The following is a 26,032-nucleotide window of genomic DNA, read 5'->3' as shown; positions in this document are numbered from 1 at the left end:
CCACCGAAAAGGAGTCATCTATATCTGACTCTCCATAACGACAATAACTAAACGACGAGAGACTAAATGAAAAACAAAGAATTTATTCGAATCAATGATCTAGCTGACTACCTTGGTATCAGCAAAGTGACAATATGGCGCTGGAGAAAATCTGGGCAACTACCGAAACCAACCGCTATAAGCCCGAAAATCGTAGGCTGGAAAAGAGAAACAATCGAAGCTTGGATAGAAGAAAGTGCAGGCGCAATGCCGTACTAACACTTGAATCCGAGATCTATAAAAACACAGACTTTACGTACAAACATGAAGAGCTGTGGGAAGGGGCGAACAACTCAATTCGCCTATAAAGCATATTCATGGACAGCCTCCAAGAAGCAATAAACTAAGTTATGGGGCATAAATGTCACTTACACAACATTCTCATCCAAGCCTAGTAATACAGCTCTAGTATGAACTGGGCAACCATCCACCCCGCCTCTCTAAAACGTTCCATCAAACTCACGGCTCGCTCAGCCACTCTCAATTATGCTTGTTAACATTCGTCCGTAAGCGAGTCACGGCTAAACACAAGCATTAGAAACTACAGTGTGTTAAGTGACCGTCTGTAAAAAGGATTACATCCGATTTCGTTTAGCTACACGCTTACTTGACTAGTAACTTGACTAGAAATACCAGAAATGAAAAAGGGGTTAGCAAGTACTAACCTGCTAACCCCCAAAATAAATGGCACGCCCTGTAGGATTCGAACCTACGACCACATCCTTAGAAGGGACGTGCTCTATCCAGCTGAGCTAAGGGCGCGCTACAGGGACAGGATTATACGAGTTCAAACGGGTAAATCAACGGGTTTTCATAACATTCTGATCTGAATGCCTAAAAAAAGTCCATTAAAACGCTTAATGTTCAAAAACACCACAAAGCAAACGTTTGCGTATGGATGTTGATAAGAAATTCTGCGACAATGCGCCGCAGATAATCTGCCTTCTTAATTTATAAGGAAAGTCATGACTGCTCAAAATATAGACGGAACTCTCATTTCCCAAACTGTTCGATCCGAAGTGGCTGCACGTGTTAAAGCACGTGTTGAAGCTGGGCTACGTGCTCCTGGTTTAGCAGTGGTTCTAGTTGGTGAAGATCCTGCTTCTCAGGTTTATGTCGGTAGCAAACGCCGTGCATGTGAAGAAGTTGGGTTTGTTTCTAAGTCTTTTGACCTTCCTGCGTCTAGCTCAGAAGAAGAGTTACTAGCTCTGATTGATGAATTAAACAACGATGATGAAATTGACGGCATTCTAGTGCAATTACCCCTTCCTGCGGGCATAGACACAACACATGTTTTAGAGCGCATTCACCCAGAGAAGGACGTGGATGGCTTCCACCCTTATAACGTTGGCCGTCTTGCGCAACGTATTCCAAAGCTTCGCTCTTGCACGCCAAAGGGCATCATTACCCTACTCGACCGTTACAACATTGAGCTACGTGGTAAACATGCGGTTGTGGTTGGCGCATCAAACATTGTTGGTCGTCCAATGACACTTGAGCTGCTGCTTGCGGGCTGCACAACAACAACATGTCACCGTTTTACCAAAGACCTAGAGAGTCATGTGCGTCAAGCTGACGTTGTCGTGGTTGCGGTTGGTAAGCCTAACTTCATCCCTGGTGAGTGGATTAAAAAAGGCGCAGTGGTGGTCGATGTCGGTATTAACCGTCTTGATTCAGGCAAACTAGTTGGCGACGTGGAATACGACAAAGCACGTGAAAGTGCGAGCTTTATTACTCCTGTTCCTGGTGGCGTTGGCCCAATGACCGTCGCAAGTTTAATTGAGAACACGATGCTCGCTTGCGAACAGTTCCACACAGACAAATAACGTAAATTTCAGATACGAAAAAGGCTCCGCAAGGAGCCTTTTTGCTAATTGTTGATATCTATTTCAATTACAGACTTAAAATCACGCCCGCAATAGAAGCGCTCATTAAGTTCGCCATGACACCAGCGATAATCGCACGGAAACCATGCTTAGAAACAAATGCACGCTTTTCTGGTACCAAAGAGCCCAACCCACCAATCAGCATCGCCATGCTTGAGATATTTGCAAAGCCACACAAAGCAAACGTCACGATTGCTTGTGAGTGTTCACTAAGTTGAGACTTCACTTCTGCAAGCTGGATGAAAGCGACGAACTCATTCACCACAATCTTGTTACCAATCAGCGAGCCTGCTGTGGTTGCTTCTTGCCATGGTATACCCAACAACCAAGCGACTGGCGCAAACACAAAACCTAGGATGAGCTCAAAACTTAATGGTGTCCCAATCAGATCACCTATCCAGCCTAACATGCCGTTTAGCATTGCAATGACACTAATAAACGCCAGTAACGTACCACCGACCGATACAGCAATGCGTACACCCGCCATGGCACCATCGGCTAATGCTTCTACTACGTTGGTTGCACGTGGAATTTCAACTTGGCTAATGTCGATATCTGCTGCTTTATCCGTATCTTCTGGCATTAAAATTTTTGCCATCAACAAGCCGGCAGGTGCTGACATAAATGCAGCAGCAATAAGATAGTTGAGATCGACACCCAGTGATGCGTAACCAACCAACGTTCCGCCAGCAACTGACGCTAAACCACCTGTCATAACTGCAAAGAACTGCGAGTCAGTCATGTGTTTTAGGTAAGGCTTTACCATTAATGGTGCTTCAATGGTGCCAACAAAGATATTCGCCGTAGCAGACAAAGACTCAGCACGACCGATACCTAGCAGCTTTTGAATACCACCACCGATAAAGTTAATGATTTTTGGCATCACACCAATGTGATAAAGACCTGAGATAAGAGAGGAGAAGAAAACGATGATACCCAGAACATTGATCGCAAAGGTGAAGCCCCCTGTCGCCAAATTACCGAATAAAAACGCAATGCCCTCTTGACCATAGTTGATCAAATTCGACACAACACTGCTCACTGAATTCAGCGCATCTCGTCCTGCTGGTACATATAAAACCAACAACGCAAACAGTACCTGCAAAGCAAACGCAAACGACACTGTTCTCAGCTTTATATTTTTTCTATTTGTAGAAAGTAGCCATGCTAGGAATAGTATGGCTACGATACCAATAATTGAGTTCATAAAATGAATCCGACAGAAGGGGGATATGGAAGGCACCGGATTGTATAGCGGACTCAAAATGCTGCAAGTTGAGGATGTTAACAGTGTGAAAAGTTTAAGCGACCAATAACTGACCAACAAAATAACAAATTGAATTTATTAAAGATAAACGTTTGCTTATTTTAATTATTTCCATATGGAAAATATGTTTCTGGTTCAGGAAAAATTTTTGTGAAGTGAATCACCTTATGTGTCGTTCTAAAACGTCATTGATCCTGTTATTTAGGAATAGAGATGTAAGGCGCCAAACGTTGGTCCCAATGACAAGGGTTGCCGATCTTCTGTTTGATAAAGTTAATCACTGCGGATATTTTTTTTGGCATATGCTGCCGGCTTGGGTATACCGCATAAAACGGCATCGACTGGCTGGCTTTCCAGTCAGGTAACAGCTGTATTAACTTACCCGTTCTAAACTCATCCCCCAGCAAGTAAGTGGCAAGGTAGGCAATACCCCAACCTGCAATAGCCGCATCCCGAACGGCTTCTGCCAGATCCACTGAATAGTTACCCGAGACTTTTACGTTCAATTCTTGCTGATCTTTGGTAAACGCCCACCCCGTATAGTCACGCTCCCAGCTTCTGTATATGAGGCAGTTGTGAGCAGATAGGTCATCCGGTTCTGCTGGCGTGTCATGTTTCAATAAGTAATCTGGCGATGCCGCAACAACAAACTGGCAATCCGTCAAACGCTGCGCAATGTAACCTTCAGGCAAATGCTCGTTGTTGGTTACCCATAAATCGAGCCCTTCGGCTAACATATCGACCTTATAGTCAAACAGATGTACTTCCACTTGAAGTTGAGGATACAGTTCGCGTAACTCTTGAATCGCTGGAATAATGTGTAAGGTACCAAATGATTGCGACAACCCAAGACGTACCAAACCTGCTACTTCATCCCGCTGGGTTTCCATCTCTAATGTGGCGCTGCTCACCGCTTGTACCACTTGCTCACAGTGATGAAAAAAGGTTTTCCCTGCCTCAGTCGGCGTAAAGCTTCGCGTAGTGCGTTGAACAAGCTTGATACCAAGAGACGCTTCTAACTGACTCAACTGTTTACTCACATGAGACACCGACACGCCTAAGCTCTTTGCAGCAGCTGTGAAGCTTTTGTGTTTAAGAAGAGCGGAGAAAATCACCATTTGTGCGGCACGTTCAGATAACACGCTTTACCTCGATTTGGTTATAGAAAAAACAAAGGGCTCCGAAGAGCCCTTGTATTGAAGACTGAATGCCAAATTGTTTGATGGCAGATCAGTATTTAATGCGGTCAGCCAAGTGACTCACAGCAAGTGCGAAGTAGTAAGAGCGGTTCCACTTCATCAATACGTTGTAGTTATTGTAAACCAGATACGTACGACCATTCTCGTCGTCCGGCATGATCAACCATGCTTTGATGTCTTCATCCAGTTTTGGCAACGGGCTACCGTCATATTTTGTGATACCTAATTGGCTCCACTCTTGAAGGTATTTGCCTTTTTCAGCCGTGCGCCCTTCTAGGCTGCGATCAATATTTTTAGGAACCTTAACTTGGCGACCCCAAGTATATTTATCATCCCAACCAGACTTGCTCAAATAGTTAGCGGTTGATGCAAACACGTCCGCTTCAGATTGCCATATGTCTTTTTTACCATCACCGTTGCCGTCAGCAGCAAAACGAAGGAAAGAGCTTGGCATAAACTGGCATTGACCCATCGCACCAGCCCATGAGCCTTTAAAGTTCTCTAGCTCAATATGGCCTTGATCGAGGATCTGAAGTGCCGACATAGTCTCTTTACGGAAAAACTCTTCACGACGGCCTTCAAATGCCATTGTGGATAGTGCATCAATCACTTTAAAGTTGCCGGTAAACTTACCAAAGTTACTTTCAACTCCCCAAAGTGCCACAATAAAGCGCGGGTGGACACCGTACTCATCGCCTATACGCTTTAGCTCGGTGTAATGCTCTTTGTAGAGTTGTCTGGCTTGCTTCACCTTCCATTCAGGCACCGCGCGAGGAATGTACTCATCCAATGTCAGTTTCTTTTCTGGTTGGTTTCGGTCCGCTTTTACTGCTCGGGGCTTGTACTCAACATTAGCAAAAGCAGCACTAATGACCTGCTCTGAGATACCTTTATCACGAGCTTCAGCACGCAGCTTATTCAAGTATTCATCAAAACCCTCGCTACTTGCAAAAGCCGAGGTACACATACCAACGCTAAGCATGGTAGCCAGTATCTTTTTCATATTGCCCTCCTTGAGCAAGGCAGAAATCCCAGATGAAAAACGATGACGTTATTCGCCTTTCTGCTGGGCTTTTTGTTCTTTGTACTTTTCTAATAGGTTCTCCGGCGGCGGTGGAACCTGAAGAAAGAAGCCATCATTTTGTAATGAAGCCTTCACTTTTTCGATATCAACTTGTGCCAATTTACGGCCATCAAGTTTAATCGTCATGACAGCGATAGGCTTACCGAACATCTGCATTAAGGTGTCAGGAACCTGTGAAAAATCATCCTTTTTCGGAATATAGAGATAAGTACCTTCTTTTTTCGAGCTTTTATAAATTGAACAAAGCATGACACGCCTTTTATGCTGATTTAGCCGCGTTGAGTGCGGATTAGGTTGAAAACGTCAAATTCTCGCAAACTTAATAGCAAATTTGAGATTAATTCACCTATTTGCCCACGAGAGAACTTGCTGCGTCAAAGGATGAAATATAACATGACATACCTAGTTTAAGGCAACGCTCTTTCAATAAAGGCAAGAAGTCCACGATGACCCATTCACCAGACCTTAAAGGTAGCAGTTTTACATTGTCAGTTTTACACCTTTCTGACAATGAGATCGCAAAGACTGTCGAATTTTTGCAAGAAAAAGTTTCTCAAGCACCTTCTTTTTTTGCATCCGCGCCTTTGGTAATCAATATAGCAAAAGTACAAGGCGACATTGATTTCCCTAAGCTTAAACAAGGCATCTCAGATGCTGGTTTTATTCCGGTCGGTGTAACGGGCTGTAAAGACAAGCGTGTACAAAACCTTGCTTCCGAAGCTGGCTTCGCCATTATGTCGGCGAGCAAATCACCAAGCCAAGCACCTGCCAAAATGGCACCAACGAAAGTAGTTCGTACGCCTGTCCGCTCAGGACAACAGATCTACGCAAAAGATGGTGATTTGGTGGTGCTAGCGCACGTAAGTGCAGGTGCTGAAGTCATTGCTGACGGCTCTATTCATATCCATGGCACACTTCGAGGTCGTGCGATTGCAGGAGCAAGTGGTCAGCAGGAAGCGCGTATTATTTGCCACGATTTACAAGCAGAACTGGTATCCATTGCGGGTGACTACTGGTTAAGCGATCAAATTGAAAGCGAGTACTGGCAAAAGAAAGTAATGATCAGTAAAGCCGATGAATCATTACATTTAGAAGTTCTCGCGATTTAATCTAAAAAGGAAAAAAAATGGCACGCATTATTGTAGTAACGTCTGGTAAAGGTGGCGTTGGTAAAACCACTTCAAGCGCAGCCATCGCCTCTGGTCTAGCTCTTAAGGGAAAAAAGACCGCGGTGATCGATTTTGACATCGGTTTGCGTAACCTCGATCTAATCATGGGCTGTGAGCGCCGCGTCGTGTATGACTTTGTAAACGTCATTAACGGTGAAGCGACATTAAACCAAGCGCTGATCAAAGATAAGCGCACAGACAACCTATTTATTCTTCCTGCTTCTCAAACTCGTGATAAAGACGCACTGACAAAAGATGGTGTTCAGCGCGTATTCGGCGAACTTGATGAAATGGGCTTTGATTTCATTATTTGTGATTCACCAGCAGGTATCGAGCAAGGCGCGTTAATGGCCTTGTACTATGCCGATGAAGCCATTGTCACAACGAACCCAGAAGTCTCTTCTGTACGTGACTCTGACCGCATTCTCGGTATTTTAGATTCCAAGTCACTGCGTGCAGAACAAGGGCTAGAGCCAGTAAAACAGCACCTGTTACTGACTCGCTACAACCCATCTCGCGTCACTCAAGGCGAAATGCTAAGCGTTGAAGACGTAGAGGAGATCTTACATATTCCACTACTAGGCGTGATTCCAGAAAGCCAAGCCGTGCTTAACGCGTCAAACAAAGGTGTGCCAGTCACTTTTGACGATAACACCGATGCGGGTATGGCTTATTCTGACACCGTTGATCGCTTATTAGGCAATCAGGTTGAATTTCGTTTCCTTACTGAGGAGAAGAAAGGACTCTTTAAACGACTCTTTGGAGGCTAGACATGTCATTATTAGAATTTTTCCGTCCACAGAAGAAAACTTCTGCGAATCTAGCTAAAGAGCGTTTGCAAATCATTGTCGCAGAGCGCCGCAGCCAAAATGATCCTGCGCCGTCTTACTTGCCTCAATTAAAAGAAGACATCTTGAAGGTGATAAGCAAGTACGTGGCAATTGATCCAAATATGGTTGACTTAACATTTGAGCACAAAGACGACGATATCTCAGTTCTTGAGCTGAATGTGAAGCTACCAGACGAAGAAAAGTAATCAGTTTCTCTCGCAAGACGAATGCTCTAATTAGAACGAAAAAGGTTGGCATCGAGGCCAACCTTTTTCATCTTTCATTACTTTAATGCTTTGTTCATCTTGTCGCCGAGTAAATCCAAACGCCACCCTTGCATCAAATCAGGCAATACTTCTGGGTCACGATCTTTTTTCCAAACCCAACTGATCAACTGATTGATCTGCTTTTTAGAGGCAAGGAACTCCGTGGCTAAACCTGACTTCTGCGAAGCCGATTTCACCAAGTCTTTCATATTTTTGAAGACCTGCTTGTAACCCGGATAGTCCATTAAACGCTCAATTTTCGCAGGATACTCTTCAGAAGGTGTTTGCTTCGCTTGTTTAACAATCGCGGCAATCTTCGCGCCATGGCGGTTAATCGCTCGGATATCAATATCTTCTGCTTCCATCTTCTTAAAGTTCGTTAAACCAAGACGAGCGACCGTTAATAGATCACCTTCTTTGAAGATAAAGTTCAGCGCTAAATCTCGTTTGATTGCTTCACGATAACGCCACGTCGCCAATGGCTTTAAAATCGCCAGCTCAGAAGGTTTTAATTGCCAAGCGCCCTTAATATCAAGGTAGGCATTCTCTTCATTGGTTACGCGAATACGTTTCGAAACGAGTAAATCACTTTCTTGCTGTACAGCTTCCCACCAACCTGCTTGCGTCACCTTATCGAACAGCTTTTCGTATAACGGTAGCAAGTAATGAACATCTGCGGCAGCATAATCTAATTGCTTTTGTGTCAGTGGACGAGCCATCCAGTCGGTACGTGATTCACTTTTGTCGAGCTCTACGCCTAAATATTCTTCCACCAGCGATGCGAAGCCTGTCGATAAGCCGTGACCGAGAAAAGCGGCCATCAGCTGCGTATCCACCATAGGGAATGGTGTACAACCAAAAGCGTTTTGGAAAACTTCTAAATCTTCACCACATGCGTGCAGCACTTTTAGCACAGAAGTATCTTTTAATAGCGCTACAAACGGCGTCATATCCGTTAATTCAGTCGGATCAATCAGCGAGAGGCGATTACCATCGAAAAGCTGAATCAGACCTAACTGCGGGTAGAAAGTGCGAATACGAACGAATTCGGTATCCAGCATCACTACGTCTGCCTCTCGGGCATGAGTGCAAACCTCTTCTAGGTCTTTGTTTTTAGTAATAATTTGATAGTTCACATACTTCTCGCTATAAAAAATGCCAGCAAAACGCTGGCATTCTATCATTTTTTAAATCTCTCGACTCGACGAAATCGGCTTATGCGCTTTTCTTCGCAAGTTCAGCGTCATTCTCTTCGCGTAAAACACGACGCAAGATCTTACCGACATTGGTTTTAGGTAAGTCTTCGCGGAACTCAACCAACTTCGGAACTTTGTAGCCAGTTAAGTGTTCTCGACAATGCGCGATCACTTCGTCTTTGGTCAAGCTCGGATCGCGTTTCACGACATAAATCTTCACTAATTCACCAGACACTTCATGCGGCTGACCAATAGCAGCAACTTCAAGTACTTTGCCGTGAAGTGCTACAACGTCTTCGATTTCGTTCGGGTAAACATTAAAGCCTGATACTAAGATCATGTCTTTCTTACGGTCAACGATATGCAGGAAGCCTTCGTCATCGAACTTAACGATGTCGCCAGTTGATAGCCAGCCGTCTTCGTTAATCGTATCTTTCGTTGCTTCAGGTCGTTGCCAGTAACCTTGCATAACCTGAGGACCACGAACTTGAAGTTCGCCAGTTTCAGTATTCGAAAGAGCGTTACCTTCTTCGTCCACGATACGAACTTCTGTTGATGGTACCGGCAGACCAATAGAGCCATTGTATTCAACAAGATCATGCGGATATGCCGCCACCAACGGAGAACACTCTGTTAGACCGTAACCTTCGAGCAAATAGCAACCCGTGGTCTTTTGCCATCTTTCTGCCACTGAGCGCTGCACTGCCATGCCGCCGCCAACGGCTAAACGTAGATTACTGAAATCCAACTCGTGGAAATCTTCATTATTGACCAATGCATTAAATAAGGTATTCACGCCCGTAATCGCAGTAAACGGATGCTTTTGTAACTCTTTCACGAACCCTGGAATATCTCTAGGGTTCGTAATAAGTAAGTTACGACCACCCATTTCAACAAACAGCAGACAATTTACGGTAAGAGCAAATACGTGATACAGCGGTAATGCTGTCACGACTAATTCACGCCCCGGAGATAAAACCGGTCCGTACGCGCCTTTTGCCTGTAGAACGTTCGCAATCATGTTGCGGTGAGTCAGAATCGCGCCTTTCGCGACACCTGTCGTCCCCCCCGTATATTGCAGGAATGCAATGTCATCCCCAGACATAAACGGTTTAACGTATTGTAGACGACGACCTTTACGTAGAGCCTGACGCATTGAGATTGCACCAGGTAAATCGTACTTAGGCACCATGCCCTTAACGTACTTCACGACAAAATCGACAATCGTACCTTTCGCTCGTGGCAGCATTTGACCAAGACTGGTTAACACTACGTGTTTGACTGGTGTTTTATCGACGATTTGTTCTAGCGTATTCGCAAAGTTAGACACAATCACAATCGTCGTCGCACCTGAGTCATTCAATTGGTGTTCAAGTTCACGAGGAGTGTAAAGTGGGTTAACGTTTACGGCGATACAACCTGCACGCAAAATACCAAATAATGCTACTGGGTATTGCAGTAAGTTTGGCATCATCAGAGCAACGCGGTCACCCTTTTGCAGTTTTAACTCGTTTTGCAGATACGCTGCGAATGCGCGACTACGCTCTTCCAATTTACGGAAGGTCATAACCGAGCCCATGTTCATGAATGCTGGTTGGTCTGCATATTTTTGTACAGACTGTTCAAACATTTCTACCAAAGACTCATATTGCTCTGGATTAATGGTTTCAGGTACGTCACTTGGATAACGTGAAAGCCATGGTTTATCCACGATGTTACTCCTCGTTTATAACTGGCTAAAAAATAGCGTCCTTTTTATTTTGAAAGCTATTACAGCACAGCGAACGTGCTTGAGCACGCAACTCTCAAACACTTGTTTAAATTTTGTTAACTACACCAAGAATTCGCGTTGCGACCTCGAGTATTTGCTCTAAATGACAGTGATGACCACCCTTGACAGACACCACTTGCGGTGGGTTCTCTCCCCAATCAGCTTGGTTAGATGGTAAATTCTGAAATCCTTGATCGCCTAATACAATCAAATGAGGACAACGTATTTGGCTGGTAATCGAGTTAGCATGCGCTTGCGCCATTCGGTAAAGCGACGCACATTTTAACTTGGCGTCATGCCGCCAATACCATTTATCTCCTCGCTGCTCTGTTCCACGCTCGACTATCGGTAGAAGCTGCTCAGCGGTTAATTGGTTGGCTTGCATGCGTAATTTTAACGCCAGATCGAAGGAGGCAATGGCTCGCTCTGGCTTGTTTTGCTGTCTTATTCGACTTAAAACGCCATCGCGAAGACGAGGCAAACTGTTAGTAGGATCCTCATGAAGAGGTCCTGCTCCCTCAATTTGCACAAGAGCTTCGACCTGCTCTGGAAACGCTGCACTATAGCAACTTGCGATTAAAGCACCAAGTGAATGCCCTACTAATATCAGTCTGTTTGGTGATAATTCGTCCAAAAACTGATACAAATCGGCAATATAGTCGTGAAAGGGGTAATAATTATCGTGAGATTTATGACTCGATAAACCGTGACCAAAATGATCGATGGCGAGGAGGTGTAAGTGAGGATTAAGTTGATTCAACTGCTCCATGAGCGCTTTAAAGCTGCCCGCATTATCTAACCACCCATGAAGAAAAACGACTGACAAGTCAGCCGTTTTCTCGTTCCCTATCTCAAGGGCTGCCATTTTGCCGGCAGGAAGCTCGAATTGACGCTCATGCATCGCAGATTATTTGACCTGTTTTATCACTTTACCGTCTTGCGGGAAATCATTACGCCACATGCGGCAGTTAATCGAGTAACATGGGTAAAAGTAGGTTGGCGAGTCATACATGCGTACACGTTCTTCAATTTTCCATAAACGGTACCCTTCCCCCTTAATTACTGGGAAGATGTAACCGTGCTCACCGATCTTTCCTTCTTCTTCCCCTGCTCCTTTGCCTACAACCGTCACCAAACGGCCTTCACTAAAGGCGACAGGCTCTAAATAGCCATCAAAATAGGCGACAAAACGCCCCGTAGGCTCTTCATCAATATCAGGTTTACCAGACTTACTGATAGGAAGGTTTACAATCTCTAGACGCGTTTTATCTTTAAAGTTATCCACTTTAGCGATGATTCCACCAAGGCGAACATCTTCACTCACTTGCCCCTGAGACTCAGCAAACGCTTTATAGTCTGTAACGACCAATTCTGTGCTTGCATTTAGCTCCTCTGGCAAAGAGCTACACGCAGACAAACCAACCGTAGCAAATAATGCGAGAAAAAACCGTCCAAAAACCTTCATAAACCACCTTTCAATATTAGTAACCCCAAGCTGGGGAGATCTCACACGTAAATATCGACACCAAGTAATTGAGCCAGTTCCTCTTTTTTAGCTCGATTCATGACATCCATGTACTGCTCCATTGCTTTACGTGCGCCCCCTTCAGGAAGGTCATATTGCACTTGAGCTCGGTGAATTTGGGACTCATCCACGTGTTTTATGGAGTGCGCCACGGCGTTAGCAACCTTTGAAGGCTGACCTACGGGCTGCTTTGTTTGTGATTTATTTACCTGCTTCTTTTGACTGGCTTTATGAGTGCGATTTGCACCGGGAATCAAAGAAGGAGGCAAGCCATTAATCGACGCCATAGCACTCCATAAAAATACAGGGCAAACGCCCTGCTTTTTGTCAGGTTAATGAAAAACGGACTATTCGCGACCAGGAAGTTTTTTCCATGTCACATTATCACGTAAATAAACAGGGCTCGAATCTTCGACCGGCACGGTATTACCCTTTTTAAATTCTTGTTCAGCAAGAATCACGATGTCTTGTGAATCAGGGTACAGAACGTCACTATGCGTCAAATTAAACGGTAGGTCTGCTAATACTTCTTGGTAAGCATCCCAACCAGTACCTGCTGTCGTCCACGTTTTGTCGTCTGCTTGTGCTTCTTCAACGAGACGTGCTGGTGGAATTACGCACTCTGCATCCATCTCTGCCCACTCACCGTTTGCTTGGCGAGTGTAACGTGCCCAGTAAACTTCACCCATACGTGCGTCAATAGCCACAGCGACATCGGTCACACCATGCAAGCGATAGCTACCTTGAGCCATTGCAGCCAGCGTTGAAACGCCGATCATAGGTAAGTCAGCACCGAACGCCAAACCTTGTGCGATACCAATACCGATACGAACGCCAGTAAAGCTACCTGGACCACGTCCAAACGCTAACGCATCCAGCTCTTGTAGAGTCAGGCCAGCTTCTTTGAGTACTTCATCAACCATTGGCAGTACTTTTTTGGTGTGATCGCGTGGTGCAACCGCGCTACGTGAAATCACTTGATCATTAGCCAACAACGCAACTGAACAGTTTTCAGTCGCTGTATCGATAGCAAGAATTTTTGCGCTCATTTAACTCTCTACAACTCTCATTTATTGGGTTATGCCTCAGCACTTGCGTCTGTGACAGATTGTTCTGCTTTCAGGAATGCTTTGATTCCATCTAAGTCTCGCGTCCTTGGGATAGGTGGTAGACTTCCGAGGAAAATACCACCATAGTCTCGCGTGACGAGGCGATTATCACAAATGATCAACGCACCGTGATCCTTCTGATCTCGAATTAATCGCCCGACTCCCTGCTTTAACGTAATCACTGCATCCGGGATTTGTACTTCAGCAAATGGTTCACCGCCACGTAATCGACAATCCTCGATACGGGCTTTGAGTAACGGATCGTCAGGGGCGGTAAACGGTAATTTGTCGATAATAACACAGCTCAGCGCATCACCTCTAACATCAATCCCTTCCCAGAAAGCGCCCGTCGCCACGAGTAAAGCGTTACCCAGTTCCATAAACTCCGCCAAGGTTTTCTGCTTACTCATCTCCCCTTGCATTAACACAGGCAGCTCAAGTACTTCTCGGAACTTCTCACCTAGTTCACGCATCATGCTGTGCGAGGTACATAAAAAGAAGCAGCGACCATCATTTTCTTCAATCACCGGAGCAAGCATTCGGACTAACTTATCCGCTAAGCCGTTACTGTTTGGCTCTGGCAAATACCTTGGCACACAAAGGCGCGCTTGCTTTTGATAATCAAAGGGGGACGGCAGAGAAAATTGCTTTGTAGGCTTGAGGCCAAGGCGCTCAGTAAAGTGCTTGAAATCGCCCGATACGGCTAGGGTTGCTGACGTGAAAATCCAAGCGCCTTGTTTAATCTCTATTTGCTCATGGAACTTGTCCGCGACAGAAAGAGGCGTAATGTGCAGAGCGAAATGACGAGGCGAGGTATCGTACCAGTATGAGTAACCGGTAATATCGACATCACATACCCGGTCGATACGGCCTTTGATCAAATTGGCTCGTTCAAAGGCGGTATCCAGTAATTGACTGCGCCCTAAGGCTATTTTGAGTACATCAATCGCCAATTCGAGGCTGTCAGTTAAGCGCAATAATTCTCGCTTAATAGAACCTGATTGCAACGCCTCACGCCAGTTGCCACGAAAGCCTGGCTCACCCAATACAATCCGCATGTCCATTGCGCTTTGCATGAGTTTGTCGCCCACTTTTTGCAATTGACGCATATCTTTGGCTTCGGTGCGATAGGCTATTTCAATGTCTTTGGCAAGATCGTGAATTTGGCGGCTTGAAACTGACTGGCCGAAATATTCGCTCGCAATATCTGGCAACTGATGAGCTTCATCAAAAATAAACACATCGGCTTCTGGAATCAGTTCACCGAATCCTGTTTCTTTGATCGCTAAATCAGCAAGAAACAAGTGATGGTTCACTACAACAATGTCGGAATCCATGGCTCGCTTACGCGCTTTCAATACAAAGCAATCAGTGTAGCTCGGACATTCTTTACCTAAACAGTTATCATTGGTTGAGGTGATAGTCGGAATGATCATGCTGTCTTCTGGCAGATCATCACAATCACCAAGGTCACCTGTTTTGGTTTCTGATGACCAAGCACGCACTTTAACCAGTTGAGTTAATAACGTCGGGTCAGATTCATTAGTGTGGCTTTCGACCATTTGGCGGCTCAAACGATCCAAACACAGATAATTAGAACGCCCTTTTAATAACGCCACTTGGCCATAAAAACCAAGCGCATTGACCATGAGCGGTAAGTCACGATGGTACAACTGCTCTTGCAAGTTTTTCGAGCCTGTACTGATGATCACTTTTTTACCGCTTAACAGCGCAGGGACTAAGTAGGCGAAGGTCTTACCGGTTCCGGTTCCTGCCTCCACCACCAACTGGGTTTGATCTTTGATCGCACTGCTGACGGCTTCCGCCATATCGATTTGTGGCTGACGAGCTTGAAAGCCAGGAATGGCCTTACCTAACGCGCCATCAGAGGAAAAAGTTTTTGCGATCATGCTTGGTATTGAGTTTGAAAAATTATCGAGAGTATATCAGAGGAATAGGAGTGACATCAGCCCACAATCTGACCAGCTTGCGGCGACACGCGGATATTTTGTTGAAACCAACGTAAGAATAGATTATTTATGGTGAAACATGGCAGTACAGTTACACCCGCCAGGGAATAATAACAAATTCGTACGCTAAAATATTAATGCATGGAAGTACCTGATTTATGGAAAAGAAAACACTGTTGACCCACTGTTCTGACGCCCCGGGTCTCATCTCGAAAATTACTAATATCTGTTACAAGCACCAACTCAACATCGTTCACAATAACGAATTTGTTGATAATACCAGTGGCCACTTTTTCATGAGAACGGAGTTGGAGGGGTACTTCAACGATCAAACGTTTCTTGCCGACTTGGACCAAGCTCTCCCGCAAGGTGCTAAGCGTAAATTGGTTGGCTCTCGCCGTAAGCGCATCGTCATTCTCGTCACAAAAGAAGCGCATTGTTTAGGCGATATTCTGATAAAAACCTACGATGGAAGCCTAGATGTTGAGATCGCCGCTGTGGTGGGGAATTACGACAAACTGCAAACTCTCACTGAACGCTTCGACATTCCTTACCACCATGTGACCCATGAAAACCTTAGCCGTGAAGAACACGAGCAGAAGATGCTAGAAGTGATCGATCAATACGATGCTGACTTTTTGGTGCTAGCTAAATACATGCGCGTATTAACGCCGACGTTTGTTGAGAAATATCACCACAAAATCATTAATATTCATCACAGCTTCTTACCTGCTTTTATTGGCGCGAAGCCATATCAACAAGCTTACGATCGCGGTGTGAAAATCATCGGTGCAACAGCACACTTCGTGACTAATGATTTAGATGAAGGGCCGATCATCAAGCAAGACGTAATTCCTGTCGACCATACATTCAATGCCCAAGATATGGCGCAAGCGGGACGCGATGTAGAGAAGAACGTATTGAGTAAGGCTTTGAATAAAGTGATCAATGACCACGTCTTTGTTTATGGGAATAAGACAGTGATCCTGTAATCCCTCCGTACTAGTTACAACGATAGTGAAACCCGTCCAACTTGGCGGGTTTCATCTTTTCAGAAGATCCCCCCTCCAATTCTAACCATCAAAGTTAAACCGATACGTTATAATTTTTCATTTCTCCACAACTATTTACTGAGAGAATGATTCCGTTTATCATTTGCCCTCCTTATAATAAACCACGTTAATATTACGGAATTAAAATGAAAAAAACGTTAGTGGCTTTTCTGATTGGGCTGACTTTACCAGCAACCACAATCGCAGATACTCTTGAGCCTGTTCAGAATGATGTATCCACTCGCATTATCGGCGGCGAACCTGCCAACACTTCCGACTGGAAATTTATTGCTTCACTGGTACGTAAAGGACAACCTACATCTATTGGTCACTTTTGTGGTGGCAGTTTCCTAGGTGGAAAATACGTATTAACTGCTGCGCACTGTGTGGAAGGTCTTAATGCGGACGATCTGGATATCGTTCTTGGTCTTTATGACAAAAACAGAGAGTCTCAAGCACAGCGCATCGCCATTAAAAATATCTATTCACATGATGAATATAACAACATAACAACGAACAATGACATCGCTCTTATTGAATTAGAACGCAATATCGATAGCGCAACTATTGACCTGGCAACGCCAGAACTTTTAGATAGCGTACGCGTAGGAGACAAGTTGCACGTGGCTGGATGGGGAAATACGTCCACGACAGACCGAATATACCCAACCGTTTTACAACAAGTAGATTTGGAATACGTAGATCGAGCTACCTGCCAAAACCTACCAGGAAACTACTCTAATGTATCAGATGACGGTATTTGCGCCGGATACTATTGGGGAGGTAAAGATAGCTGCCAAGGAGATAGCGGCGGTCCACTCATCGTTGATGATAACGGTATCAACAAATTGCTAGGCGTGGTCAGCTGGGGGGATGGATGTGCTCAACCAAACGCTTATGGTGTTTACGCCAACGTCGCTCATTTTCAACACAATGGATGGATAGATAGCCATCGCAATACTATCAGCTTCACTAAGTACCGAGATCTTCGTTTCGTTGAGCGAAAAGCGCAGCAAGAGACCTTTACTATTCGTAATGACGATACTATCCCATTAAACATCTACGAAAGCACAATATCATACGGAAGTACCATCGAGAAAAGCACTTGTACTGGTACCTTAAAGCCTTCGCAAAGCTGTCAAATTACCGTCGGCTACCAACCTAGCTATTCGGGATCAGAAACAACGATAGAGCTCTTTACCGATCATCCGAAACTGTCCAGACTCACAACAACTTTCGAGTATTCAGGTGTAGATAAAGCAAGCAGATCAGTGCGTAATGCCATTCCGCTAGCAGACGCAAATGTTTATACCGGTCAAAACGCTTGGACGGCTGAAAATGGTGAACTGCAATCAGCGGATATGGGAGCTTATCCTGGTGTATCTGAGCTGGTTTTGACCGATCTTCCGAAGGGCAAACTTACCATGGATCTCAAAGTAATGTCCGATGGTTTTGATTACTTGTTCATCTTAGTTAATGGTGAAATTTACGATAGCACCAACCAACTCCTCGATTATAAAGAGATCCAGATCGATCTTTACAAAGCATCTAATACGATAACGTTTGAATACGTCCAACACCCGTTTTCAAGTGGCATTTACAGCGCGCAAGCATTTGTTCGCAACATAAATATGTCAGTCAGCACAGATAATACGGGCGATGCTGGTAACGACGTTAATAAAAAGTCTAGTTCAGGCGGCAGTTTATCTATTGGCCTACTGGTGTTAATGGCTGCAGGTTCATTCGTACGACGCAAAAAAAGGTAACGAGATGAAACATAGACTCAAGATATTCCTACTTGGTTTGGGCACTATCAGTTTAACTGCATGTTCAGCAAACGCAGGACTGCAAACAAACCAGACGTCTGAGCACCAAGCAATGATGGTAGAGACTTATAGGACAAGTGAGAGTCAAATTTCATTTATCACAGAGTCTAACGGCTGCAGTGAAAACGAGGACTTTAGCCTAAAAATAGAGCAAAGCTCACAGACAGAAGCTCTTATTACTATCGTTAGAGACAAGGCGGATCATTGTAAACGAATGCCGTTTGCCAAAACTTTTACACTGCCTTTAGATGAAGAGTTGAAAGGCAAAAAACTTTCCATTACCAACCCAAAAAGCAAGTCACTGGCTAAATAGTGATTCGCTTACGAAAGGGAGCCTCGGCTCCCTTTTTGCCTATCGCAACTCAGCAATTCTCACCCTAGCGTTTTACGCCTGCTCAGACTCCACAATACGCTTAAGTGAATGCGGGTGCAGTTTGATACAAATGCCTTGGTACTTAAACGCCACTGTTGGGTTATTCAAGCGTTCGCCATCCCCTTTCGGGCTCGACAGTTTGATCTTCACACCCAGCTCTTCTAACTCATTAAAGCGTGCGCCAAACGCTGGATAAGTGTGTCTCAAATCAGCAAGAAACTCATCTGCGGTTTCGGCATGAGACGGAATCACAAACTCCACATGTTCCCAGCTTTCAGTTGGGTAGATTTTGCCTTCCGCAGGGTATGGCAGTTCCAGACACTCTATCTTCCAGCCACGGCTTTCTAACGCTTTGTCGAATTCAATAACAATAATCGGGCGACCGTTGATTTTCGCTTGTGAAATCACCTTACCGTATTGATTCCATGCTTCATGCGCGGCTTTTGCTGTTTCAGTATCATTAATTCGCAGCGCAATATGGTCAGCTTGAGCAAAGCTCAGATCCAGTTTTAACAGGGATGCAAGCTCTTCAATCTTCGCCATAAATGCATCCAGATCTTGGATCATCAATTTAGGCGCTAGGCGTTTTTCAACTAGTTGAGTCGTCATTGTGGTTCTCTTTTGGGGCGATTTATCTCATTACTCTGAGCGCAATAGTAAACGCAAACCAAACCACATTTCCATTCAATCGAAAAAGTATAAATTTCCCCAATTCCTCTCTGTATGAAAAGCAATAAAGTTGTTATCATTAGCCCCATTTTTGTGAACTCCAACAGAACTCGGCACTTACTTCGCCGAGTTCTTCGTCCTTGAATTGAAGGAAACGCGTGTGAATATCCAAGCACTTATTAATGACAAAGTATCTCAGGCTCTAGAAGCCGCTGGCGCACCTGCAGGCAGTCCTGCGGCAGTACGCCAATCAGCAAAGCCACAATTTGGTGACTACCAAGCAAACGGCGTAATGGGCGTTGCTAAAAAACTGGGTACTAACCCACGAGAATTTGCACAGAAAGTACTGGATGTTCTAGACCTAGATGGTATTGCGAGCAAGACAGAAATCGCTGGCCCTGGTTTCATCAACATTTTCCTAAGCGAAGAGTTCCTAGCAAAACAAGCGGAAGCAGCACTGGCTGACTCACGTCTTGGCGTTGCAGAAGACGAAGCTCAAACTATCGTTGCTGACTACTCTGCACCAAACGTTGCTAAAGAAATGCACGTTGGTCACCTACGTTCAACCATCATCGGTGATGCGGTAGTACGTACTCTTGAGTTCCTAGGTCACAAAGTGATCCGTGCGAACCACATCGGCGACTGGGGTACTCAGTTCGGTATGCTTATCGCAAACCTTGAGCGTGTACAACAAGAGTCTGGCGAAGTTTCTATGGAACTTGCGGACCTTGAAGGCTTCTACCGCGAATCGAAAAAGCTGTACGACGAAGATGAAGACTTCGCAGTAAAGGCGCGAAACTACGTTGTGAAACTGCAAAGCGGTGACGAGTACTGTGCAGAAATGTGGAAAAAACTCGTTGATGTAACCATGATCCAAAACCAGCGCAACTACGACCGTCTAAACGTGTCACTGACTCGTGACGACGTGATGGGCGAGAGCATGTACAACGACATGCTTCCTAAGATCGTTGCAGACCTAAAAGAACAAGGTCTTGCCGTTGAAGATGATGGCGCGCAAGTTGTATTCCTAGATGAATACAAGAACAAAGATGGCGAACCAATGGGCGTTATCGTTCAAAAACGCGATGGCGGTTTCCTATACACAACAACAGACATCGCATGTGCAAAATATCGTTATGAAGAGCTAAGCGCAGACCGTGTGCTTTACTTCATCGACTCACGTCAACACCAGCACCTAATGCAAGCTTGGACAATTGTTCGTAAAGCAGGCTACGTGCCAGAGTCAGTATCTCTTGAGCACCACGCGTTCGGCATGATGCTTGGTAAAGATGGTAAGCCATTCAAGACTCGTGCGGGTGGTACCGTTCGCCTTGCCGACCTTCTAGATGAAGCAGAAGTTCGTGCAGCACAACTGATCGAATCTAAAAACCCTGAGCTAGATGCGGAAGAAAAAGAGAAGATCTCTAAAACAGTTGCAATGGCAGCGGTTAAATACTCTGACTTATCTAAACACCGTACGACTGACTACGTGTTCGATTGGGACAACATGTTAGCGTTTGAAGGTAACACAGCACCATACATGCAATATGCATACACTCGCGTAGCTTCTATTTTCGCTAAAGCTGGTGTTGCTATGGACGCTCTCCAAGGTGACATCAAAATCACTGATGAGAAAGAGAAAGCACTTATTGCTAAGCTTATGCAGTTCGAAGAAGCGGTTCAATCTGTCGCTCGCGAAGGTCAACCACACATCATGTGTAGCTACCTATTCGAACTAGCAGGTCAGTTCTCTAGCTTCTACGAAGCGTGCCCTATCCTAGTAGCTGAAGACGAAGCAGTGAAACAAAGCCGTCTGAAACTAGCAGCGCTAACAGCGAAGACCATCAAGCAAGGTCTGTCTCTACTAGGTATTGATACTCTAGAGCGCATGTAAGCGATTCGAGAATCGAGAATCGAGAATCGAGAATCGAGAATCGAGAATCGAGAATCGATATGATTTCAAAAGGTTGGCGTGAAAGCGTCAACCTTTTGTTTTATCTGGCGTATACTGATGTCATTCAATTCAAATCGGATAATATAATGAGTTTTGAACTGCACCCTCAATTGGCAAAAGACACTACCGTTATCGGTCACTTCCCACTGTGTGTGGCACTTCTGCATAAAGACAATGCCGTGCCATGGGTTATTTTGGTACCTAAACGTGCAAACCTAAAAGAGCTTCACCACTTGCCAATGAAAGAACAGCAACAGTTTTTGCTAGAATCTCAGGCAGTAAGCCAAGCACTGGAAGCAACATTCCGTCCAGACAAGTTAAACCTTGGCGCACTAGGTAACATGGTGCCACAGCTGCACATTCACCATATTGCTCGCTTCAAAGATGACGTCGCATGGCCGGGACCGGTTTGGGGTAACACCAAAGGTGAATTCCGTACAGAAGAAGAGCAAAACGAATTACTTGGTCGCATTAAAAACGTGTTGTCACTAAGCTCTATTTTCCAAAAAGCATAAGAACTGCAAGCGAAAATAATTCGCCTTTGAATACGGCTGAAATAGACAGAGAAAGATTAATACGTATTTGTAACAATCTTTCTCATTTTTCTGGGATTATCACTAAAATAAAACTTGTTTAGACTACCAGCTCAGTTAGAGAGGGTCATCATGAAACAAGTCTTCAACACATTCCGATACGTCAGCTGGATCGCCATCATCTGTTCCATGGCTGCTTCATTCTTGCTTTTTCTTATGGGTGCAGCAAAAACCTATTCGGCATTTGCGGTCTTCATTCTCAATCAAACACCTCCAGAAGCACTCGCACATTTAGATAAAGCAGACATCGCGATCGCTTATTTGATCAAGTCACTGGATACGTTTCTTGTCGCACTAGTTTTGTTCATCTTTGCTCACGGCATCTACACACTATTTATTTCCAACAAAGCTAAAGCGAAAACACAAGAGCAGTCGGTTTTGCATTGGATCAGAACCCCGAACATCGGCCATCTAAAAAACATTTTGGCTGAAGTCATCATCGTGATCTTGTTTGTGAAGTTCTTAGAGCTCGTGCTGATTAACTTCGACAGCTTAGATTGGACGATCTTAACATTACCTATTTCGATTTTAGTTTTAAGTCTTGGTTTGAAGTTCCTAGGGTTAGGCGCGACTAAACACTCTGAAGAACATTAATTTCGCTGTATTCACAAACAATAACCAGCAAAATAAAAGCCGCATCATTGCTGATGCGGCTTTGTCGTTTTTACGTGATAATTTTTAGGTGACTAATTTTGATAGTCGCTACATGGTGACTGTCAGAGACAAACCATCTTGTTTAGTCACTGAGTAGCGAACACGAGTCACGTCATGAGCTTTATTAGTGTCGACTAGGCGGCTAATTTTGCCCTTCTTAATCCACACGTTTAACATCGCGTCGGCGCCATCTTCACTCATCCCAAACTGTTTAGCCAGATCTGACTGGGAGACGGTTCCTTTGTCTGCAATGTATTGATAAAGCTCTTTTAAAATCATGCTACTTGCGCCTCTAATGCACCGTTTTGTTTCTTACCAACTTGTTTGAACACACGGTAGGTACCAAAGAAGATAGCAACGATCACAGCCATCCAAATGCCACTTGTCACTGGGCTATCTGCGAAATGCGTCAATTGGTTGTAGAACGTCGCACATAGGTAAGCCAAGCCCATTGTCCAAACCGCAATAAAGCGTGCGAACTTATGACCAAACTCACGTACGTAAGCCCCCACCGCCGCCACACAAGGTGTGTACAGTAGGATAAAGATTAGGTAAGCAAATGCGGCATTGCCAGAAGCAAACTGAGATTTAATGTTACCGAAGATAGAAGCATCGACTTCTTGTTCTTCGGCAACGGCATTTGAGTCAGTTAAGTCACCCACTTCAATGCCTAGTGGATCTGAGTAGCTCAAACCGGCTAAGTTTTCAGGGATACTCATTACTGCCTCTTCTAGGCTGCCCATTAGATCAAATTCTGCGTCTTCACCGTCGCTTGGCGTGGTGTACAGGCTGTTAAGCGTACCAACTACCGCCTCTTTTGCGAAGATACCGGTAATGATACCAACCGTCGCTGGCCAGTTATCTTCTTGAACACCGATTGGCGCGAATACTGGAGTTACAACTTGCGCAGCTTTAGAAAGCACCGAGTTTTCGCTGTCTTCATTACCAAAACTGCCATCAGTACCCAATGAGTTGAAGAAACTCAGAATAGCAACAACGATAACGATGGTTTTACCTGCACCAAGTACGAAGCGCTTTAGCTTTTGCCAAGTTTTGATCACCACGTTTTGTAGCGTCGGAAGCTCATAGTCTGGCATTTCCATTACTAGGCTATCACTGCTACCTGGGTAAAGCGTATGCTTAAGGAAAAGACCTGTGAAGATCGCTGCCACAATACCAAGTAGGTAAAGTGCGAATACAATGTTCTGGCCAGAACCTGGGAAGAATGCCGCAGCGAATAGCGCGTATACAGGCAGACGAGCACCACATGACATAAATGGCGCCATAGATGCAGCCAGTTTACGCTCACGTTCTTGGTCTAGAGTACGAGTTGCCATGATTGACGGTACGTTACAGCCAAAACCAAGAACCAACGGTACAAATGCTTTGCCCGGTAGGCCGATCTTCTGCATCACTTTATCTAGTACGAATGCTGCACGAGCCATGTAACCTGAGCTCTCAAGTACCGCTAGGAAGAGGTACAAACACGCGATAACCGGAATGAAGGTTGCAACCGTCTGGATACCACCACCGATACCATCAGCAAGAACCGTCACTAACCACACAGGCAAATGACCGTCTAACAAGTGATGCCCACCATCAACCAACAATGCGCCCACACCAATGTCAAAAAAGTCGATAAATGCACTACCGATGTTAATCGAGAACATAAACATCAGGTACATAACAACAAAGAAGAAAGGAATTCCAATCCACTTGTTCAAAATAAACTGGTCGAGTCTTTCAGTCACACTACGACTTAACTTGCCTTCGCTTCGGCGAACTTTTTTACACTGTTCATGCAGATGCGTGTACTTAGTATCCGCGACATGCAAATCGATATCCAAATCTAACGTCGTAATGACTTCCAAGACTTTGCTTCTATCAATATCAGAAAGACTATTGAGCACCATTGTGTCTTTTTCAAGCGCACGAATCGCTAGTGCACGATGAGCGACGTTTTGGTCGTTAAAAAGTGCGGAAACCGTTTGAATTGCCGACTCCATCTTCTCACCGTAATGCAAAGACAATTCTTTAAGTGGCACTCCTTGAACGATGGATTTATGGAGCTTTTCTTTAAACTCTGCCACTTGAGTTTTATTGGTTGCAGATAAACTGACAACCGGACAACCTAACGTTTTCTCAAGCTCTGCAACGTTAATCATCTGACGTTCACGCTTTAGCGCATCCATCTTGTTGAGGACAACAATCATAGGGCGACCAAGTTCGCGAAGTTGCAGCGTCATGTATAAGCTGCGCTCTAAACTTGTAGCATCCACCACGTTAATAATGAGATCAACAGGATGAGTTAGAACCGCACGCGATGCGATGGATTCATCAATACTATTACTATCATTACCACTGTCTAATGAGTAAATACCCGGAAGGTCAGTGAGCAAAAACTCATCCCCAGCATGCTTGAATTGTCCCGTTTTCTTTTCAACCGTGACGCCTGCCCAGTTACCAACTTGCTGTTTTGCGCCAGTTAAACCATTAAATAGCGTCGTTTTACCACTATTAGGGTTACCTACGGTTAGCACTTGATATTGCATGACACTCGCTCCACTTCAATTTTCTGAGCAATTGTTTCTCGCAATGCGACAGACACACCACGGACTTCGACTTGTAAAGGATCGCCCATTGGCGCACGTCGAATCACTTTGACTTCTGTATTGGGAAGCAGCCCCATTACCATGAGTTTCTTTCTGATATCTGATGAAAGACCATCTAACAACCGAATCGTCACCGTATCGCCAGGATTAATCTCTGATAACTTCATAGTGGCCCTTAAGAGTATTGCTAATGAGAAATATTATTATTTAATAAGTTTAGGTTGCCAATATTACTCCCCTATACCCCTTCAATCCTTGTGTGAAATCAAAGATTCCGTAAATGTTTTCACGCTTTCAAACGTTAACTTCGTAAATTTCCTCTCGTTATTTACGTCAAAATTAACAATTAAAAATGACACCTAACGAAACAAAAATGTCACAAACCAAGATAGAAAACAAAAAATACAAATTAAAACAATTGGTTAAGTAAAAAACCAAACGTTGTCGCTTTTCTCATATAAACATGGCGTTATTTTTATAAGAAAAATAAGTAACCTCTCGTATAGTTACTCCATCGAGAGGGCAACCTCTCTAATAAATTCCAGAGGTGGCATGGCAACATGTCACTCCGGCAGCAAGCGAAGGTGTCCTTGACACCCGTGGTATAGTCCCCCCGGCTATACCACGATATTTTTTTTCACCTCTTTCAAAACTTCTTTACCTTATTCATCTTTTCAACACAGTTTTCGTTTTCACGAATGTCGCACACCATCATTCACCCAAATGAACAACGCTCTTTTGATACAGCAATACAACTGTCATTTATTTGTTGCAACTATCAATAAATCATTCTCTTGAAGCCATTTATGCTTATTGCTATGAACATCGCGACTAACAGATAGAACGTGATCGTGCTTACGTGTTGAGAATGGATTTGTAGGCTAGATGTGATGAAAAAACAATGAAACTCACTGCGTTAGCAACTGCAGCAATAATAGAGCACTGTATGCAGCTCCCCAGCATCTTAACTATTAACTAGGGAGCTTAT

Annotated in this window: 26 protein-coding genes and 1 tRNA gene; 11 read left to right on the top strand and 16 right to left on the bottom strand. The window is 44.5% G+C overall.

All coding sequences use genetic code 11. The features are described from left to right. Nucleotides 1-66: 66 nt before the first annotated feature. Nucleotides 67-258 carry a helix-turn-helix transcriptional regulator gene (locus R8N28_RS10735; RefSeq protein ID WP_017069162.1) on the top strand — a complete coding sequence of 64 codons (192 nt, stop codon included), beginning with the start codon at nt 67-69 and terminating at the stop codon, nt 256-258. Nucleotides 259-724: 466 nt separating this feature from the next. Here the strand turns inward: R8N28_RS10735 and R8N28_RS10730 are convergent. Further along, nucleotides 725-801: transfer RNA gene (locus R8N28_RS10730), tRNA-Arg, on the bottom strand. 203 nt (nt 802-1,004) lie between these two features. On the opposite strand from R8N28_RS10730, the gene folD reads away from it, so the two are divergent. Next, nucleotides 1,005-1,865: a bifunctional methylenetetrahydrofolate dehydrogenase/methenyltetrahydrofolate cyclohydrolase FolD gene (folD, locus tag R8N28_RS10725; RefSeq protein ID WP_005382297.1), complete on the top strand. Its 861-nt coding sequence runs from the start codon at nt 1,005-1,007 to the stop codon at nt 1,863-1,865. A gap of 67 nt (nt 1,866-1,932) precedes the next feature. On the opposite strand, the gene R8N28_RS10720 is transcribed toward folD, so the two are convergent. The 4 genes from R8N28_RS10720 to R8N28_RS10705 form a co-directional block, all read right to left on the bottom strand. Next, nucleotides 1,933-3,132, bottom strand: coding sequence for a NupC/NupG family nucleoside CNT transporter (locus R8N28_RS10720; protein ID WP_005382298.1), 1,200 nt, complete (start codon nt 3,130-3,132; stop codon nt 1,933-1,935). 257 nt (nt 3,133-3,389) lie between these two features. After that, nucleotides 3,390-4,334 carry a LysR family transcriptional regulator gene (locus R8N28_RS10715; protein WP_005382299.1) on the bottom strand — a complete coding sequence of 315 codons (945 nt, stop codon included), beginning with the start codon at nt 4,332-4,334 and terminating at the stop codon, nt 3,390-3,392. An 88-nt stretch (nt 4,335-4,422) separates the two neighbouring features. Further along, on the bottom strand, nt 4,423-5,394 hold the full coding sequence (locus R8N28_RS10710; RefSeq protein WP_005388330.1) for a lytic transglycosylase domain-containing protein: 972 nt from the start codon (nt 5,392-5,394) through the stop codon (nt 4,423-4,425). A 48-nt stretch (nt 5,395-5,442) separates the two neighbouring features. Beyond that, nucleotides 5,443-5,724, bottom strand: coding sequence for a YcgL domain-containing protein (locus R8N28_RS10705; RefSeq protein WP_005382303.1), 282 nt, complete (start codon nt 5,722-5,724; stop codon nt 5,443-5,445). Nucleotides 5,725-5,921: 197 nt separating this feature from the next. Between R8N28_RS10705 and minC the strand changes: the two genes are divergently transcribed. Genes minC through minE form a run of 3 tightly spaced genes read left to right on the top strand, consistent with a single transcriptional unit; the run spans nt 5,922 to nt 7,680 of the window. After that, complete coding sequence (gene minC / locus R8N28_RS10700; protein WP_005382304.1) at nt 5,922-6,584, top strand: septum site-determining protein MinC; 663 nt, start codon at nt 5,922-5,924, stop codon at nt 6,582-6,584. 17 nt (nt 6,585-6,601) lie between these two features. Next, on the top strand, nt 6,602-7,414 hold the full coding sequence (gene minD / locus R8N28_RS10695; protein WP_005388331.1) for a septum site-determining protein MinD: 813 nt from the start codon (nt 6,602-6,604) through the stop codon (nt 7,412-7,414). 2 nt (nt 7,415-7,416) lie between these two features. After that, entirely contained in the window at nt 7,417-7,680 is a 264-nt protein-coding gene (gene minE / locus R8N28_RS10690) for a cell division topological specificity factor MinE (protein ID WP_005388332.1), read from the top strand. 77 nt (nt 7,681-7,757) lie between these two features. On the opposite strand, the gene rnd is transcribed toward minE, so the two are convergent. The 7 genes from rnd to R8N28_RS10655 form a co-directional block, all read right to left on the bottom strand. Next, nucleotides 7,758-8,876 carry a ribonuclease D gene (gene rnd / locus R8N28_RS10685; RefSeq protein WP_031777213.1) on the bottom strand — a complete coding sequence of 373 codons (1,119 nt, stop codon included), beginning with the start codon at nt 8,874-8,876 and terminating at the stop codon, nt 7,758-7,760. Nucleotides 8,877-8,955: 79 nt separating this feature from the next. Continuing rightward, a complete protein-coding gene (fadD, locus tag R8N28_RS10680) occupies nt 8,956-10,647 on the bottom strand; it encodes a long-chain-fatty-acid--CoA ligase FadD (RefSeq protein ID WP_065274268.1) in 1,692 nt (563 codons plus the stop codon). A gap of 106 nt (nt 10,648-10,753) precedes the next feature. Continuing rightward, the gene (locus R8N28_RS10675; RefSeq protein ID WP_005382215.1) at nt 10,754-11,608 is read right to left on the bottom strand and encodes an alpha/beta fold hydrolase; all 855 of its coding nucleotides are present in this window, start codon (nt 11,606-11,608) and stop codon (nt 10,754-10,756) included. 6 nt (nt 11,609-11,614) lie between these two features. Further along, nucleotides 11,615-12,172 (bottom strand): Slp family lipoprotein, encoded by a 558-nt coding sequence (locus R8N28_RS10670; RefSeq protein ID WP_005382214.1) that lies wholly within the window; start codon nt 12,170-12,172, stop codon nt 11,615-11,617. Nucleotides 12,173-12,213: 41 nt separating this feature from the next. Continuing rightward, on the bottom strand, nt 12,214-12,519 hold the full coding sequence (locus tag R8N28_RS10665; RefSeq protein ID WP_017819942.1) for a hypothetical protein: 306 nt from the start codon (nt 12,517-12,519) through the stop codon (nt 12,214-12,216). 60 nt (nt 12,520-12,579) lie between these two features. Continuing rightward, complete coding sequence (gene tsaB / locus R8N28_RS10660; protein ID WP_017819943.1) at nt 12,580-13,281, bottom strand: tRNA (adenosine(37)-N6)-threonylcarbamoyltransferase complex dimerization subunit type 1 TsaB; 702 nt, start codon at nt 13,279-13,281, stop codon at nt 12,580-12,582. A gap of 29 nt (nt 13,282-13,310) precedes the next feature. Next, nucleotides 13,311-15,251 (bottom strand): ATP-dependent DNA helicase, encoded by a 1,941-nt coding sequence (locus R8N28_RS10655; RefSeq protein ID WP_005382210.1) that lies wholly within the window; start codon nt 15,249-15,251, stop codon nt 13,311-13,313. Between the two features lie 218 nt (nt 15,252-15,469). On the opposite strand from R8N28_RS10655, the gene purU reads away from it, so the two are divergent. The 3 genes from purU to R8N28_RS10640 all read left to right on the top strand — a co-directional run bounded on the left by purU (nt 15,470) and on the right by R8N28_RS10640 (nt 18,502). Beyond that, complete coding sequence (purU, locus tag R8N28_RS10650) at nt 15,470-16,303, top strand: formyltetrahydrofolate deformylase (RefSeq protein ID WP_065274267.1); 834 nt, start codon at nt 15,470-15,472, stop codon at nt 16,301-16,303. A gap of 206 nt (nt 16,304-16,509) precedes the next feature. Next, nucleotides 16,510-18,129 carry a serine protease gene (locus tag R8N28_RS10645; protein WP_065274266.1) on the top strand — a complete coding sequence of 540 codons (1,620 nt, stop codon included), beginning with the start codon at nt 16,510-16,512 and terminating at the stop codon, nt 18,127-18,129. Nucleotides 18,130-18,133: 4 nt separating this feature from the next. Further along, the gene (locus R8N28_RS10640; RefSeq protein WP_017819944.1) at nt 18,134-18,502 is read left to right on the top strand and encodes a hypothetical protein; all 369 of its coding nucleotides are present in this window, start codon (nt 18,134-18,136) and stop codon (nt 18,500-18,502) included. A gap of 72 nt (nt 18,503-18,574) precedes the next feature. On the opposite strand, the gene R8N28_RS10635 is transcribed toward R8N28_RS10640, so the two are convergent. Beyond that, on the bottom strand, nt 18,575-19,171 hold the full coding sequence (locus R8N28_RS10635) for a VOC family protein (RefSeq protein WP_065274265.1): 597 nt from the start codon (nt 19,169-19,171) through the stop codon (nt 18,575-18,577). A 220-nt stretch (nt 19,172-19,391) separates the two neighbouring features. Here R8N28_RS10635 and argS point away from each other — a divergent pair, with 220 nt between their 5' ends. The 3 genes from argS (at nt 19,392) to R8N28_RS10620 (ending at nt 22,372) form a co-directional block, all read left to right on the top strand. Next, a complete protein-coding gene (gene argS / locus R8N28_RS10630) occupies nt 19,392-21,125 on the top strand; it encodes an arginine--tRNA ligase (RefSeq protein ID WP_054576704.1) in 1,734 nt (577 codons plus the stop codon). A gap of 146 nt (nt 21,126-21,271) precedes the next feature. Then, entirely contained in the window at nt 21,272-21,700 is a 429-nt protein-coding gene (locus R8N28_RS10625) for an HIT family protein (protein WP_005446436.1), read from the top strand. A gap of 150 nt (nt 21,701-21,850) precedes the next feature. Next, on the top strand, nt 21,851-22,372 hold the full coding sequence (locus R8N28_RS10620; RefSeq protein ID WP_042523163.1) for a YqhA family protein: 522 nt from the start codon (nt 21,851-21,853) through the stop codon (nt 22,370-22,372). 108 nt (nt 22,373-22,480) lie between these two features. Here the strand turns inward: R8N28_RS10620 and R8N28_RS10615 are convergent, their stop codons facing one another. The 3 genes from R8N28_RS10615 to R8N28_RS10605 are packed head-to-tail and all read right to left on the bottom strand — an operon-like array spanning nt 22,481 to nt 25,211. Beyond that, the gene (locus tag R8N28_RS10615) at nt 22,481-22,711 is read right to left on the bottom strand and encodes a FeoC-like transcriptional regulator (protein ID WP_005382192.1); all 231 of its coding nucleotides are present in this window, start codon (nt 22,709-22,711) and stop codon (nt 22,481-22,483) included. Beyond that, on the bottom strand, nt 22,708-24,984 hold the full coding sequence (gene feoB / locus R8N28_RS10610; protein WP_065274264.1) for a Fe(2+) transporter permease subunit FeoB: 2,277 nt from the start codon (nt 24,982-24,984) through the stop codon (nt 22,708-22,710). Before feoB ends, R8N28_RS10615 begins: the two co-directional genes overlap by 4 nt. Next, nucleotides 24,966-25,211 (bottom strand): FeoA family protein, encoded by a 246-nt coding sequence (locus tag R8N28_RS10605; RefSeq protein ID WP_065274263.1) that lies wholly within the window; start codon nt 25,209-25,211, stop codon nt 24,966-24,968. The genes feoB and R8N28_RS10605 overlap by 19 nt, the downstream gene beginning before the upstream one ends. Nucleotides 25,212-26,032 lie beyond the last annotated feature (821 nt).

It is taken from the genome of Vibrio sp. Vb1554 (assembly GCF_033344235.1).
This window is presented reverse-complemented; position numbering and strand designations above follow the sequence as displayed.